Origin of the sequence: Sediminibacterium ginsengisoli, assembly GCF_900167075.1 — a bacterium.
Taxonomy (GTDB): domain Bacteria; phylum Bacteroidota; class Bacteroidia; order Chitinophagales; family Chitinophagaceae; genus Sediminibacterium; species Sediminibacterium ginsengisoli.
The window spans coordinates 60,108-76,246 of the sequence record NZ_FUWH01000005.1; the positions used below are offsets into that span (position 1 = coordinate 60,108).

The following is a 16,139-nucleotide window of genomic DNA, read 5'->3' on the forward strand; positions in this document are numbered from 1 at the left end:
GAGATTGTTGCTGGATAAAAAGTGGGTTAAATAAGAATAGTGGACTGTTCCATTAATGCAGCCTGACACCTTTTCAATAATACGTCTGCCTCTGGATAATAACCTGCCTCCAAAATTTCTTGTAAAATCTTAACGCTTTTTTCTAATGATCCTGATTGAAAATAGCAGGCAGCAAGGTTATAGAGTGTGCCCTGATCCTTTCCATAAAGCGATAACGACAGTTCAAAAAAATGAATGGCCCTGGGATATTCATCGATTTCGTAAAACAAATTTGCCATCTTACTGATTGGATCATTGTTTTCTCCCAGTGGAAAATAGTTATACCAACATTGTTCCAATACCTGTGAGACGACCTTTTTCTCAGACTGGGAAAAGTCGGGAGCCAGTTCGATCAGTTTTGGCAGAAATACATTTAGCTGGTGACAATCAAATAAACTAACGCGCAGTGCAGAAAGGATATGCTGCAACTCTAAAAGATGAGGATGATCACGTAGCAGCGTGTACACGCCAAAAAAATCATCCGGGCCACAAACGCCAACATGATTTGCGTACGCATTGGCCAAATGGTACGTTGCGACGGGCGCATCAAAACTGCAATAACAGGCAGTTACAATACTTTCATGATGTGGCTGCGGTAAAAAAGCACTTCCGCCATTACTTTCAAAATACCAGCGAAAAGCATCAAAATTTACCGGCAAGGAAAAACTTCCATGGCGGGCAAGCGAAGGTGGTGTGGAAACGAAACACTCCTCCGTTGTCACATGCCCCTTATCGGACACCAGCAACAGGATACCTGAGGTAGATAGCGCTTGCAATCTTTGGATACAGGCAAATCCAAGATCAGGCACCAGCACATAGCCATTGAGCAAATGGTTTCTATAGTGCGAGAGTAATGCATCTACATGCGCATCCCCACTACTTTCATCCGCTGAATCCTCTTTCCGATATCGAAGGTAAGTGCCGGAAAGCACCTCCCCTGCCGTAGAGTTTCCGCTCAGGTAGTCAAACTCGCAATTGACCTTGACATGACAACGATGGGATTCACCACGATCAAAAAAGTACAATTCATGCGGTATGCCATCAAAAAGATAATTGGCAATAACAGCTATTGGTAAGGTAAGCGATCCTTCCTGTATCTCATGACCACCAATCTGCAAAGGAATAGAACTGCTGTCACTAGTGTCATAAATGGCCATATCCAGCCGCCCATCCTGGATATACGTTTGTAAACACGGATGCACCTTCCAAAAATCAAGATTGGCTTGTGTAAAATCCGTAAGAATATACTTAAACGAGTCTGGAGGAATGTCGTGCTGTTTACTGAGCTGTTCCAGCTGTTTTAACAGGTAAAAGGCAAACCTTCCGGAACCTCCACCCAACTCAACAATATGTAGTGGCTGCTCATTCGTAAACCCGCTACGCACGAGATCCAGGTAAGTTGCAACAAGCATTTGCGCATATGCGTGCGCGATTCGGGGATTGGAAGTAACATAATGAGGCACTTCCCCTGATCGCCAGGCATCAAAACCACGCTCCTCGAAGTAGTCTCGCTGGAGCTTCCAGATAATGGATTTTGAAAAGGGAGCATCCCTTTCAAGCAGAAAGTTCATAACCTAAATATAAAATAAATCATGCAAGCGAAAAAGAGCGCCCCATATGGATCTTTTTAAGTGGAGATGCTGCTAATGTTGACCACTTGATTCCAAAATAAGATTTCTAAACAGCTATAACTGCAACAATCAGAAGCACTTAAATAGAATAATGTGAGAAACTTTAAAACGCATCCCCGACTTTCAGGTACAACCCATTGGTACGGTCTGAAGAAACCGCAAAATCAATACGGCCATAAATACGTTTTTTCTTGTTGACCAATATTCGAAGGCCGGCTCCGCCTGCCAAACGGGTATTGTTCCAGGCAAAGTCGGAAAACTTATCCTGAACCTGTCCAATGGAAGTAAAAAGAGCCAGCACCACCCATTTGTGAACAGGTTTGCGATACTCAGCCTGCACAGCAGCATATTGATTATCCCTGAATCGGCCGCTGAAATATCCGCGCATAATAGTACCATTACCCATACGTGACTGTTCCCGCCAGGGCACCTGCCCACTGGTAAACACCGAATATCCCTGGAATGCCAAAACACTGCTATCACGCAATGGATAATATTTACGCAGATCAGCAAGGAATTCTGTATAACTAAACTCGCTTCCCAAAGTAGGCAGGTATCTTGTAATAGCAAGTTCAGTGTACCAGCCTTTGCGAGGATTCAGTGCATGATCACGCCGATCCCATAAAACAGTTGGCCCCAGTCCTAGTACAAAACTACCACTTGAACCAGGTTGTGATGAGAGCAGGTTGCTGTCTTTGATCTGGATGGAAACATCATAAATTTTGCTGACGTTAAAATTGAGCCCAACAAAGAATTTATTACTCAGCTGTCTAGTCACACTGCTTTGCAGATTCAGCCACGTGTACTTGACTCGCTGAAAATCATCTTTTGGAACCGTACTGTTCCCAAAACCCCACACTCTTTCTTTATTGATAGTGTAGGACATCTGGTTGCGTATGAAAAACTTCTCACCGGGCGTATAGAGTTGTGTGTGATTCTCTATCTCGAACTGCCCCATGGTAGAATATGTTGCCTGCAAATAAGAGTATGAGTCGCGAGTTTTGTTAGATCCTTTATTGCCTTCAGTATTCAAGAAGTATTGCAATATGAGGCCCATTCTTAACCCGGACTCCGGGCTACTACTGAGCATGGGTGTCGGCAGCAAGGTAAGACTCCTGTTAACCAGGGAATCCGGGTGCAGCTTACCCAACCATTTCCATTTTTGCTTTGAGGCTACGGAATCTTGCTGCGCGCTAACAACACTCCAGGATGCGGCAAAACACAACAGCAAAACAAATCTTTTCATATACTGACAGTAATTGAAATAAGGTGGTTAGTTCATTATATGGACATGGCTCACGAAACAAATCGATGAAAAACAGGAATGCTGTATCTTCTGGCGACCCACTCACATACCTGGTTGCTGACCCTGACTTTTGTCGTTTGAAGGTTTCTTATGATGTCAGATTGACTATAAATTTTCTCCAGCCTTTCTATGTTTTCTGTAAAGGTTCGGTCATTACAAAACAATAAGGCCCTTGGAATAATAAAAGCCTGATCCCGCCAGGCATCCAATTGATCCATTCTGACATCCCAAAACATTTGCCTGGGGAAACAATCTGTAATGCGGATAGCCTTATTCATATAATGTGTTTAGCGCATAAGAATCTAATTCTTCTGTAAAAACTTTCGCTCTCGGATTTTTTACCGAAACAAAAAAGAAGAATAAGCAGGTATAATACAATTAAGGTTATTAGGCTGAATTGCTGTGTATAATCATACAATTTTGCACCAATGGTATCGGTTCCAATCAATCCTGTTATCAATAAGGGCAGAGCAAACCATATCCACTTTCGTGTTTTTTTCAATGTATGCAATCCCGCCATTAAATAAGCAATTATAAATCCTAAAGTCAAATGATGGTGCTCCCATACTCTCCCTGGAAGCAGCAAAATAAGCAGTAATAGCATACAGAAGTCAGTTCCGCAGAGCGGAAGTTCCCACCCATCCCAGAATATCTTTAAAGTCACAAGGAGTAATACAGCCAGATTAACGAGTAGTATGATCGTTTTCAAACTGGTTTCATTGGCAAAAGATAAAGCTTGTATTCCCAAACCCTCATTTCCCACATTAAGCTTATCCAGAAAGGATGGCAGCCCCAGGCTTATAAGATCACCGTCCACTTTACCGCTTGCAAATGGCGTTAGGAAAGAATGATAATAATCGATCCAATCTTGTAATCCTGTTGCAGGCCCACGTGCTGCAAATGGTAATAATAGAAATGGCATACTAAGCACAACGACTCTCCACCAATCTTTTAACCTTCCTTTGAGAAGCAAAAATCCCAGGATCAAAATTGGTGTAACCTTGAAAAAAGCACCGGCCAACAACAAAAAATAAGATGCGTTACGATTACCCTTGAAATGATAATAAATTCCACCCAACGTTGCACAGAGGACTGGAAGATTAGCCTGCATCCAGATGAAATTATGCCAGTAATACCTAGCTGAACATAACACCCCTATGATGAATGGAAGAACAATGTTCGTAAAAGGGAATCGGTTCTTCAGAATTTTCCATATCAGCCATAGGGATAAAACCCAAAGACCAAAATTAATAAGATAGCTGTAATAAACAGCAGAGATGTGAAAGGGTTTTGCTGCAAACAACGAAAAGAACATGGCAGCAAATGGAGGATAGATAAAAGTACCATCCTCCTTCCCGAATTCATAGATCCTTTCACCGGAAAGAAATTTCTGACCTGTAATCCAATAAATATAATAATCTCCTTTTTCATTTTCCTGATAGGCCTGGTTAATAGAAAGAAACAGGAACATTACGGATACCAGGGCAAATAGTATCACGAGCCAGTACTTGTATAATACACGCATAAATTCAAGCTAATAGATGTTAGATGATACAAATGGCGGGCATCCCATTCCGCAACTGCTGGAAGGATCTTACCGATGCCCACGAATGATAAAAGATGTATTAGCCTGAATGAGAAATACCAAATACCAGCCTACCGGCCATGCAATTACCATGTACACTTCATGGATGCAGGCGGTTAAACATAAAAATAAGATAAGGGGAAATTCAGGCTTGAACCGTGTTGAACGGAGGCCCTCTTAAAGAAAACGAAGAATAAAAGCAATGCTGTATCCGGTCATGATATAACCTGAATCGATGCTTCTTTAAATTTAAGTAACTGGTCTCTCCGGATAAAGGGAGCAGACGATAAATGTCAGCCTCCTGCTTAGTTAGTTTCCGGAATTGATCAAAACGTGATTGGTGCGCTTTTGAATGCTGCCCATCCTCATATTCGACATGGTCGGTCAAATGAGACTGTGCTGAACCCTGATGATGACAATCCTGTTTCGGTGTAAAAAAGACTTCAAGTGAAATGATTTCTTCAGGAATATGCAAGATCATGTCATGACCCACAATGACGGTCATGAAGATCAGTATATATAACCTGTTAATCCATTTCATAAAATATAAATCCTTAACGCCACAAATTAATATAAAAATCCACTATCCTCCGGAAACGCTGCTCAACTTGTATTAAGTTATTATCAACACCCCGCCCAGTCTTCTATACTCGCTCCCTTGCAAGTCCAATAATATAAGGAGTTTTCGGACTGAATAAGTTATTCAAAATACGACTTAATTATTCATAATTGTATGCACTTATTCATACAATTAGTAACACATTTACAACCTTATAGACATCCCCTTTCCCACCCTGTCGAACGTGAATAGCTGGTATTCATCATTAATACTGCTATCACATGAAAATATTACAACTGCTGATAATACTATGGGGTATATCCCTGACTGGCTTTACCCAAACTAACAACCGTTTTACTCCCTATTCAATCGGTGACCAGGTTTCCAATATCCACTTTACAAACCTTGCAAACAGCCCAAGAACATCCATGAATCTTTCCGATTTATCAGGTAAACTTGTGATTCTGGACTTCTGGGCCAGTTGGTGCACTGCCTGCTTGGGTAAATTTGAAAGTCTCGATGAACTGCAGCAACAGTACGAGGGGAAACTGAATTTTATGCTGATCACACGTGACAGCAAAAAAATAGCATCCGAAACACTCAGCCGATTCAAAACCAAAAAAGGAAGCCGTATTTCGCTACCATCGGTTACAGGTGACAGCATGATTAACAACATGTTTCCGCACAGATTGATCCCTCACTATGTATGGATCATGGAAAATAAAGTCGTAGCGATCACATCATCCGATGAAATAACAATTTCAAATATTAATAACATCCTCGCTGGCAAGCCAGCCAATATGCCCATGAAGAATGATTTGCTCAACTATGATCGGACTGAAGCCATTTTCAAAGCTGACAATATGGAAGAAAACCCACCCATTCTGTTTAACTGCACTATCTCAGGATACAAATCAGGGATTGGCGGTGGCAGTACTATTAAAAAAGAGGGCAAAAACGCAACCAGGCTTTCCGTACACAACCAGACCATTCTCCAGCTTTATCAGTTCATGCTTCGCAAAGCATATACCAAAGCCAGAATAATTATAGACATTCCCGATAAGGAAAAAGTTAGCATTACAGAAAAGGATAGCAGCAACAAATACGACAAATTGTACTGTTTTGAACTAGCTACTACTCCAATGCCTGCAGAAATATTAATGAACAAGGCGAAAAACGCACTGGAGAATTATTTCGGTTATACAGCAAGTATTGAAAAAAGAAATATCCCCTGCCTTGTTTTGACCAATAGGCAGAGCATGATCGCCGATTCAATTGTCTCGATCAAAAAGTCTAGGAATACGGTCAATGGAACACAACATCTAACAGAATTACTTGAATTGAAACTCAACATTCCAGTCATTGACGAAAGCAGCAAAAAAATCATTTGGGATAAAGACATACTACCTGATTTGTCCGATAAAGCAGCAGTATTTGAATTCCTTGAAAAGCGTGGGTTCAGTTTAAAAGAAAGTAAAAGAGAAATTGAAGTTTTTGTCTTGTCCCAGAAATAATATTGGTGTTACAGTTGAGTCCCCAAGTTCGGTTGACAACAACCAAATGCAATCCCCGTTCAGACGGGGATTGTTGTGTCATATAATTAGACTTTATACATATAGAATCATACGATACACATAATGATCTTAAGGCGGTAAAATATTGAATGATACATTTAATAACAACCTTAAGAACCGTCAGATCAGCTAAATGTACAATAAGAGTAGTTTACACAACCGCCTGGAACAAGCCATAGCGATTCTCCCTGATGAAAGCCTTTTCTCTCCCTTCGACTTTTGGAACCTGGGCAGAAGCACGGCTATTCTAATGGCCTTATCAAGGTTAACGGCAAAAAACTTGGTTTTACGAATTGCCAAAGGGTTATATATCAAAACAAAGCAAGGGGCAACGATAACGCAGGATATCAACTCGGTCGAACGGCTTGCTTATGCGATCGCGGATAAAGAAGGGGTACAGATACGTCCAACCGGCGATTACGCGTTACTCAAATTGGGCATATCAGAGAATATCCCCCGCACGATCGTCTTCTTGACCAATGGAACACGTCGCAGAATAAAAACCGGATCATTTACTTTAATCTTTAAAACAACAACAAAGAAAAAACTAATCCCCGAAAATGAAACTGTCTTTCTAACCATTCAGGCAATAAACATATTGGGCACCTCAATATTAAACCAGGCCACTATCGAAATACTAGCCAGCAGGCTTATTGATGTTTCACCCTCATCTATACAAGAGTTTGCGCACCAGGTGCCCCAACCAACAAAACGAATCTTGGTAAAAATAGCAGCTCAATTGGAACATCTACAAAGCATACCCATTAAAGCACTTGAATCGTAAAAAACAGCATTCAATTATACGTTTCCATAAACTGGTAAGGTTACTTTGAATTTACAAGACAAGGTTGTTTCTTTACTTTCTATCTATGCACTAACCTAGCATCAATCTATATACAAATGAAAATCCATTATATACAGCATAACGGCAATATGGCCACACTAGAAGTGTCGAAAGGCGACAAAAAGCATTTCAGGCGCTTTCTCGATACGTCAAAAATTGACGGCACACCTACCCAGGCAGAAATAAGCGACTTTCTGTTCACGCTACTAATCAAGTATAGAATATTATCCCCAAAACACAGGAAAAAGCAAAAATCAGGCGATTCACCACATTCACTCTTTACCATTCCTGTACTTTGAGAAGGTAGCTTTATCAATCCCAAGGAAGGAAGCGATCATATAATCTTTGACTCTGCTGTCTTTCATCATCCAGGGATACATTTCCTGGACTTTTAAAAACCGCTCCTTTGCAGGCATCCCCAATAAGATAACATGATCTTCATACATACAGCAGATGCGTTCAATGATACAACGAGTATTAAAATTGAATCCGGGGTATTTGCTTAACAACATTTCCAGCTCAGCTTTATGAATTCGCCGTAAAAATGTTTCTTCAATAGTCCTGATAGTCAGTTTTGATGGTGTATTGGTAAAATAACTTTTTACACATCCTACCATGTCCCCTTCTCGGTAAAAACCTATAACCCGCTCAGTTACATCATCATATTCATAGTAAACCTTTACAAATCCTTTTTCTATAAAAGCAATCCAATCACAAACCTGACCTTCCTCAAGTAAAGTTTTATTAGCCCTGTGGATCTCTTTGGGGATATGATGCCATAGGTATATCTGCAACTGCGGATCTACCGGGTATAAGGACTCTAGGAACTTTAACAACTCTTCCATTATTCAATCCTTAAAAGATGGAACAAAGAAGCGTGAAGCGTCTGGAGATGGCAATTCCAGCTTGTTGAAAATAGATCATATCAGGTTAATTTGGTGACGCGATATGTCACCGGCGGCTTCACGTCGGGAAGGCAATAACAAACCTCCGGCAAATAAGTTACCGGGAATGAAAAGGTTCATGAAAAGGGCAGGCAAATTAATTGCCCACCCTTTGGCTACGCCTTGCCCGGAAACTTCGTCAAGCACCGGTGTTGGTAATCGCGCGACTACCTCTTAAAAGCGGGCCAAGGTCCAATTAACTATTTGCTGGGCTGATGAACAATAATTGAAGTCAATGCCTCAAATCACTATCCTGATATTAAAGCTAATAAAATTTTAATGCGTAAGATCAGTACTTTACTACTTGTTATAAACTTGCAATAATTTACATAGACAACAAAGCCTTTAATTTTCGAAGCCTATAGAATCTCCCTGAAGCTTCAGGTAAAGCCATTTGCCCAGTGCTTAATGACTTCAAGTAATTATCAACAAAAGATGGCAGATTTGGAATAAACACCCCTTGCTCCAATTGAATCTCTTTTGGCAAATCAATTTTTTTGAAAAAATCTTCAAGTTCTTTTAACTCAATTTGATCATTCATATCAAATCCTCTTATTATTGAGTCACAAAGTTATAACCAATTTACAGTTTTTAAAAGCAGAATAAAGCAACCTAACATCGAAATCTAACAGGCCACAATATCTTATCTTTAATTATGCGATTTCAGCAATTTGCCTCCCCTGATAATAATGGCTATTTCACAATATCAGAAAACAACGATTGTGAATACTCAAACCCAATTGAATGGCATAAGGATATGATAATGGCACATTTCAGCAATCTTACTTTTAACCACCTTTTACTGTCATTACAATCTCCGCAACCACCTAAAATACCAACTGGATATCAACCAATTGATTATCTAAGACAAATTGCAGCCCATCAGGCAGGTAAAACCTGGAATGAAGAACTGGAAAAAATTGTCAAAACAAAGGTGCCAGATGCACTTTGGAAAACTTTGCAAGCGACTTCAAAAAAGGATCAGCACAAATCACTTAAAAATCTAACTGTGTCTGGCGAGCAATTAACCTCTTGGTATTTTAAATCATACCAAACGTATGGTTATCTTTTTAGTAATTATACATTCGATTTTCTACCAACAGGTATTGACAAAGCGTCAATGCCTAGTTTAGCCTACAAAGAAAAAAGTGGATCACTCACTATAATAGGAAACAGTAGATATACAGAAAAGCAGTTAAAACAGACAATTGATCATCGAAGACGGCGCATTGTGCGAGTACTTGATAAAGAGAATGAATGGCATTGTATCTTTTATGACTACCGAAGCATGAATGGTAATGAAACAGAAAAGCAAGGACCTCACGTGCATTATATCTCAGACAAATGGGGCATAACGCGTGATGAAGTAATTAAACGCCTAAGCCAGAAACATTACAGTCTTCCGTGCTTACATATAGGCTTCTTTAGAGAACCATATGAGGATGATGACAATAACTCCAAGTAAATAGCTTGGCAATTTCTAAACATTAGACCATCTTATTTGCATACTGTTTTAATGGATCACATCCAATATCAATGTAATTAGTGTTCAAATCATTATTTACAAAATCACAAATACTATGAAGCGTTTGCAGAATGTTATAATCTTCCATATCTGCAGCGTGCAACCCTATCAATCTTTTTCCCTCTCCCATTCCAAGGCCAATAACTATTGCCCGAACAGGCCAATTACGGTAAAGTAAACCCTCACGAATCATAGCCTCACCTACACAAGGCTTTCCTGGAAATTCCGGCCATTCCATGGTACGTTCTCCAATTTTCCCAAAGCATACGTGCCAGAATATACCACTGAGAATGCAAGCATTATTAGGAAACAGATAATAAGGTAATGCCTCCTGAAGAAAAAAATGGTAATCCAACGGTGCAAAGTCAATCATTAAAATCGCAGGATTATCCTCATACTGCAGCTGTTTCATATTTGCGACCTTATCCAGCTTTCCCTGTATCAATTGAATAATATCGTATCTAGATACATTTTGGGCACCTGGTTTTCTGAAAGAATTCCAGCTTACTATTGGCCCCTCAGTATCAGAAATCTTACCGCTCCGAACGCCCTCAATATGTATATTAACTTTTAAGTACTGATCTTGAATATTGCGGATTACATTGGTACTATCAGCAAAAAAAATCGTTTTTAGCTCAAGGTTAATATATGATCCATTAGCAAGATTCAAGAGAAAATCCGGTGTAGGGCCCTTTGTTTTAAAAACAGGCTGAATAGAACATTTTCCCTTTAAATGATCAAATACGTCTATTTCATTAAACAAACTGAAAGCATGTTCAATATGCTCGCTGTGATCAATCTTCGCACTTACTAGATGCCGAAGCATGTCTTTTCGCTGAGCTCTTATAAAAGGTTCCTGAATAGCACGACGGTCTATTTCCCGCAATTTATTATCAGGAAATAGATCCAGAAGTGGATTTTTTGAAATCCCCGATAATCCGGATTTTAATCTCTCAATATGTTCATAAAGCTCATCTGCCATACTTTTTTTTGTAAACCACCTGCAATATGGAAAACTGGCGTTAATTAAGCAAAATCAGCTTAGTCAACGCATTTTGAATCCTTCGTATCACCGGAAGAGAATATATCACTCAATCCGAACTGGTGTAGAGTACCTAAAGGAACGCCGGTCATTGGATGCGCATTTTGAATATGATCTTCATTAGCCATTATAATACTTTGTGAGGCAGCCCCAGATTCAGGTCTGGAGGCGCAAATCACCACCCTTTTATCTTTTATTACCAGCTCTGACTTAGAAAACATAGTACCTGATCCTGGATCTCCTACTGGTGAATATAAAAAATGTTCAAAATCAAGACTTTGACTGTGGACCTTTTCATGCCAAACATTAATATCGACTACAGTATGGGAAATATAGATCGGGTAAGTATTCTGATGAGTTATGGAACAACCATTATCATGGACTGCAATAAACTGAAAGCCACGTGCATTTTCTTTTCCGAAAGTTGATGCTATCTTAGTCACATCTGTAAAATCAGAGCTGACTCTGTCAACTGCTTGCTCAATCATTCCAGCCAGCTTTGGAATCACAGTTTTATTAAATATATTTTTTATCCCTTTCTTGCACCCTTTGCATTCAGAAAATAATTTCTGTATTGTTTCATTATCAAAATGACTAGACGTTCCTGAAAATGCCACATTGGTTATTTCATAATTCTTTTTAAAAAGATGCACGCCTGCCATATCATTTCCAGTAGGCGCCCGCTTCTTTAGGGTCAGTAATGTAATTCCAAGAGCAGCAGCCTTTTTGATCGCGCCTGATTGAAAAGTTCCGGAAGTAACAAAAAAGCCTGTGATTCCTTTATTTTCTATCATTCCATGAAAGTCTAAGATATCTTTCATGGGTATTCCCTTCTTATGATGCTTACACTCAAATGCGTACTTTATACTCTTCCCATTAACCTGCGTTGTTACAAAGAGATCAAGAACTCGGTTTATACCATGTTGGTCTTTAATTGTATGCTTCTTCTTAAAAACAGTGCCCGGCTGATGCGAAACTGAACGTTCAACAAGCAAAGTAAGCGCTTCAAGTATATCTCCTTTTTCTGTGGTATTCATTTTATAAAATTATCAATTCTTTACTCTTTTGAATTCACATTAAAACGAATTGAAAATCAGTCAGAAGCGTATGTTATTCACATATTCTAAATAAATGAAATACATAATTAATTTTGTAATCTAACACCTAAAATCTACTTATGGCAGGGATCAATGAAACTTCGATAGAACAGATCGAAAACCTTAAGGATATTGAATTGAGTGAATTGCTTCATACATTACTGCATTGTGAAGCAGCCAAATATATTCCCGGAAGCTTTACGGTTTCTGTCCCCTTTAACATCACAACGGCAGACGCTGGGTCCGATGGCAGAGCACAATGGTCAGGCACAACTTTGAATACACCTTACCTGCCAAAACAATATTGCATTTTCCAAAATAAGGCAACGGTATTGGGGCCAGCAGATTGCTATGATGAAATATTGGTGAAAGAAGTAAAGGGCAACCCAAGAAAACTAAAAGGCGAAATTGAAAAAGTTGTAACCGCTGATGGGTGTTATATACTTTTTACAAATAGGCCATTGACAGATACGCAAAAAAATGACAGGATATCTAAATTCAGAGAAGCTATTAGGGATGCAGGACATAAAAGTTATGATAAATTTCATATTGATATATATGATGCTAATGTGATAAAGGACTGGACAAACCAGTATATAACTGCTATCTTGAAAGTCCAACGGTATAACAACATGACTCGCCCATTGAGCTTCAGAATATGGGAAGAGTTCGGGCAAGATATTAGAGAAAAAGAAACGACATACCAACTGAATGACCAGTTGGCTAAATCAATATCTTCCATACGTGCAGGAATTTTAGAGCAAAAAGTCTATAGAATTCATGGCCACTCAGGATTGGGCAAAACAAGGTTTATCTATGAAACATTTCGCCCGGTCAATTCAGAAGTGGAATCACTTAAAAATTTGTCCGTCTATTTTGACGCTGACCATGTGGAAAACCTAGATGAAGTCGTTGGTTACATTATTTCACATAGGGATAAACAGAATGGTATTATTGTAATCGATAATTGCACCGCTTCATCGCATATAAAATTATCAGCCATTATAAAACCATACAATGGTTTAAAATTAATAACAGTTGGACTAGATGATGACAGGGAAATTAATGACAGAAAGATTAAACTTATTAGAGATAACCAAAAAGATCTGATACTGGAAATAATCGATGAAAAATTAAAACAGACGCATACACTGTCTGAAAGAGAATATTTGGCTTCTGTGTGTGAAGGATATCCTTGGATGGCCGTACGTTTTTCTGAACAGGTATCACGATTAGGCTTGACCGAATTGAATAAATACCCTATTGATTCATTAATCAAAAAACTGTTATTTGAACACAATCAAAGAAATGATGAAGATTATGATATCATAAGGGCATGTTCAGTATTCTCTTCGTTTGGCTTTCTTGACGATAGTTTTCAGTCTCTAATCAATGATCAACTTGCAGATACCCTGCAGAAACAAATGGATTTCATTCGAGAGAAAATATATGATGGGAGTATTACAGATTCCAAATTCAGAGAAATCTGCAATAAGTACAAAGAAAAAGATATTATTGAAAAAAAGAGCGTCTACTATTCAGTAAAACCTACGGTTCTGGCGATACATCTTTCTGCATCATGGTTAATGACAACATCGCCGAGAAAAGTAATTGACATTCTTGAAAAATTGCAAAAGGTTCAATTAGATACAAGATTCTTAGAAAGATTGTCAGAGTTAGATCAAATCGACAAAGCAAAAGATCTGGTAGGACAACTGTGGGGTATGGATGGTTTTTTCGGAAAAGCGGAAGTGCTTAAATCTGAATGGGGTTCACTCCTCTTCCGCCATGTTGTTGAAGTGAATCCAATAGAAACTATGAACTCCCTGACGTTCGCTTTTGGACAAATGTCAATAACAGAATTAAGGAGCGAAACGGCATCCAGGCGTAACTTGGTTTGGGCGCTTGAGAAACTTGCCTTTCGAAAGACTACTTTTAGCGATGCTGCAAAAATGCTCTATACTTTCGCGGTAGCTGAAAATGAGACTTGGGCGAACAATGCAACAGGACAATTCAGACAGCTATTTCAATTGCGCCTGGCTGGCACAGAAGCAAGCCTGGAAGAACGCTTGCCAATTATCAAATGGGGATTACTCAAAAATGATGACAACTATGAGCGCATTGCAATCTTGGCCATAGCTACAGGTCTCGACAACCATAATTTCCACAGGTCGGGTGGCGCAGAAAAACAAGGAAGTAGTGCGCCATTACAAGATTACCACCCTTCCAATCAAGAGACAGTTGATTACCGCCAAACCTTGCTATCTATGTTACTTCCGATTGCTAAAAAGAATTCCCCAAATGGACAAATTGCACGAAAAGAAATCGCGAAGAATCTTCGAATACTAATCCGTGACGGATTTATTGAACAGATGGAAGCATTTATTAAGGAAGTGGCAGCTGACGCACATTTTACATGGCCTGAAATGGGAACAGCACTCAGGAAAGCAATGTCTTATGAAGCAAAAAATGTTCCGGAGATTAAGGACAGGTTGCAATTATTACTGGAGACACTGATGCCTACTGATTTTCGAAATCAACTGCAGATGAAGGTATCGAAACCTGAATGGTTTGACTATAGTGAAGATTTCGGCGATGATATTGTAAAGAAAAACGCAGAGTTAATAGCAGAAAAGATAGTGAGCGAGAATATAGATCTGACGGAATACCTGCAGGATCTTTTAATTGGGGAACAACGAATGGGCTTTGTTTTTGGCAAAAAGCTGGGCGAAATACTTGTCGGCAAAAAAGAATTTATTGATAAGGCCATAGAGGAACTAGAAAAGATTCCCGTAAATGAACAGAACCCTGAAATCATTGCCGGTTTTGCATTAGGAACAAAGGACGTTGAAATTGTAAATGGGCTATACTCAACAGTGCTTGCTAGCAATTCCATCAATCACAATGCTTTTTACCTTGCTCGTGTTTTAAATATCAACATAACTGATCTCTTTAAATTATTTGCGTTGGTTGATGCAGGAAAAGTGGACATCAGTTATTTTCTCAATTTTAAGTATGGAAAATCCCTTTCAGCTTTCCAAAATGAAGATGTTATTGAGTTTTGCTTGACAATTTGTAAATATCCAAGTGGAAACTGGGTCGCTTTATCACTGCTTTATATGTACTGCTATGAAAATGAAAGCAACTGGCAATATTGCACTCCAGCGATTAAATCAATCATTGTGAAAAGCAACATGATAATAGAAAAAAACATACAATATCAAATGGATACTTTCCATTGGTCTTCCACTATTGAAAAACTTTTGGAGTCCACAAATGATTCTGCTTTTGCAAAGCAAATCATGCAACAATTAATTGAAGCAAGTTCACAACGCAACTATGATTATAACATGGAACCATACCTGCCAAAGATCTACAAGATACTTTTTGACAAATATTTTGATGAAACCTGGGAGTATTTGGGCAATGCGTTGATTTCAAAGAATTACCTTTTTATTCTGCATATTAACCGTACGATAGGCGCACAGAAAGGTCATAATGAAACGAACGGAATTCTTTTTGAAAATCCAGATCGCTTTGAAAAACTCCTCGAGTGGTGCAAAACCAATCCTGAAGAAGCACCTAAAAGAATGGCTCATATGATGCCAGTTGATGCAAAATCGGGCGATAATATAGAATGGCACCCTTTTGCAAAAATGATCATTGACAATTTCGGCAATGACAAATCAGTATTAGAAAACCTATCCGCCAATATCGGCACTTACACCTCTATAGGCAGTAGTGTGGAATATCTTCAATCGCTTTATTGGCTTATGACTTTGTTACGGGACCACCCTATTGACTTGGTTAGGATATGGGCGAATTCACAGAAAAATTCACTACAAAAAGAAATAAAGCTGGAAGAATTAGACAATGAGGGAGAACTACCTAGATAAGCTTTTATAATTTTCTTCTACTAGTCACAGTTTTAATTAATGGTGTGCATAAAAATCTGAAAACCAATCAGATATGTTTTTATTTTATTTTTTGCTA

General features: G+C 39.0%; 12 protein-coding genes. 4 read left to right on the forward strand and 8 right to left on the reverse strand.

Going from position 1 to position 16,139, the window contains the following annotated elements:
* Positions 1 to 26 precede the first annotated feature (26 nt).
* The 4 genes from B5D42_RS10135 to B5D42_RS10150 all read right to left on the reverse strand — a co-directional run bounded on the left by B5D42_RS10135 (position 27) and on the right by B5D42_RS10150 (position 4,501).
* Entirely contained in the window at positions 27 to 1,610 is a 1,584-nt protein-coding gene (locus B5D42_RS10135; RefSeq protein WP_078831389.1) for a tetratricopeptide repeat protein, read from the reverse strand.
* Between the two features lie 163 nt (positions 1,611 to 1,773).
* Positions 1,774 to 2,916, reverse strand: coding sequence for a BamA/TamA family outer membrane protein (locus B5D42_RS10140; RefSeq protein WP_078831390.1), 1,143 nt, complete (start codon positions 2,914 to 2,916; stop codon positions 1,774 to 1,776).
* Between the two features lie 50 nt (positions 2,917 to 2,966).
* Positions 2,967 to 3,254 carry a DUF6922 domain-containing protein gene (locus B5D42_RS10145; RefSeq protein ID WP_078831391.1) on the reverse strand — a complete coding sequence of 96 codons (288 nt, stop codon included), beginning with the start codon at positions 3,252 to 3,254 and terminating at the stop codon, positions 2,967 to 2,969.
* A complete protein-coding gene (locus tag B5D42_RS10150; RefSeq protein WP_078831392.1) occupies positions 3,251 to 4,501 on the reverse strand; it encodes a glycosyltransferase family 87 protein in 1,251 nt (416 codons plus the stop codon). Before B5D42_RS10150 ends, B5D42_RS10145 begins: the two co-directional genes overlap by 4 nt.
* Positions 4,502 to 5,401: 900 nt before the next feature.
* On the opposite strand from B5D42_RS10150, the gene B5D42_RS10155 reads away from it, so the two are divergent.
* Positions 5,402 to 6,634, forward strand: coding sequence for a TlpA family protein disulfide reductase (locus B5D42_RS10155; protein ID WP_078831394.1), 1,233 nt, complete (start codon positions 5,402 to 5,404; stop codon positions 6,632 to 6,634).
* Positions 6,635 to 6,827: 193 nt separating this feature from the next.
* On the forward strand, positions 6,828 to 7,478 hold the full coding sequence (locus B5D42_RS10160) for a DUF6088 family protein (RefSeq protein ID WP_078831395.1): 651 nt from the start codon (positions 6,828 to 6,830) through the stop codon (positions 7,476 to 7,478).
* 332 nt (positions 7,479 to 7,810) lie between these two features.
* Here B5D42_RS10160 and B5D42_RS10165 read toward each other — a convergent pair whose 3' ends face one another.
* Both B5D42_RS10165 and B5D42_RS10170 read right to left on the reverse strand, forming a co-directional pair.
* Complete coding sequence (locus B5D42_RS10165; RefSeq protein ID WP_078831397.1) at positions 7,811 to 8,383, reverse strand: Crp/Fnr family transcriptional regulator; 573 nt, start codon at positions 8,381 to 8,383, stop codon at positions 7,811 to 7,813.
* A gap of 424 nt (positions 8,384 to 8,807) precedes the next feature.
* A complete protein-coding gene (locus tag B5D42_RS10170) occupies positions 8,808 to 9,023 on the reverse strand; it encodes a DUF6965 family protein (protein WP_078831398.1) in 216 nt (71 codons plus the stop codon).
* Positions 9,024 to 9,137: 114 nt separating this feature from the next.
* On the opposite strand from B5D42_RS10170, the gene B5D42_RS10175 reads away from it, so the two are divergent.
* Positions 9,138 to 9,947, forward strand: a complete 810-nt coding sequence (locus B5D42_RS10175) for a hypothetical protein (RefSeq protein ID WP_078831399.1) — start codon at positions 9,138 to 9,140, stop codon at positions 9,945 to 9,947.
* Between the two features lie 22 nt (positions 9,948 to 9,969).
* Here the strand turns inward: B5D42_RS10175 and B5D42_RS10180 are convergent, their stop codons facing one another.
* Both B5D42_RS10180 and B5D42_RS10185 read right to left on the reverse strand, forming a co-directional pair.
* A complete protein-coding gene (locus B5D42_RS10180) occupies positions 9,970 to 10,989 on the reverse strand; it encodes a hypothetical protein (RefSeq protein WP_078831400.1) in 1,020 nt (339 codons plus the stop codon).
* 59 nt (positions 10,990 to 11,048) lie between these two features.
* The gene (locus B5D42_RS10185; RefSeq protein ID WP_078831401.1) at positions 11,049 to 12,086 is read right to left on the reverse strand and encodes a restriction endonuclease; all 1,038 of its coding nucleotides are present in this window, start codon (positions 12,084 to 12,086) and stop codon (positions 11,049 to 11,051) included.
* Positions 12,087 to 12,226: 140 nt separating this feature from the next.
* Between B5D42_RS10185 and B5D42_RS10190 the strand changes: the two genes are divergently transcribed.
* Positions 12,227 to 16,042: a hypothetical protein gene (locus B5D42_RS10190; RefSeq protein WP_078831402.1), complete on the forward strand. Its 3,816-nt coding sequence runs from the start codon at positions 12,227 to 12,229 to the stop codon at positions 16,040 to 16,042.
* Positions 16,043 to 16,139 lie beyond the last annotated feature (97 nt).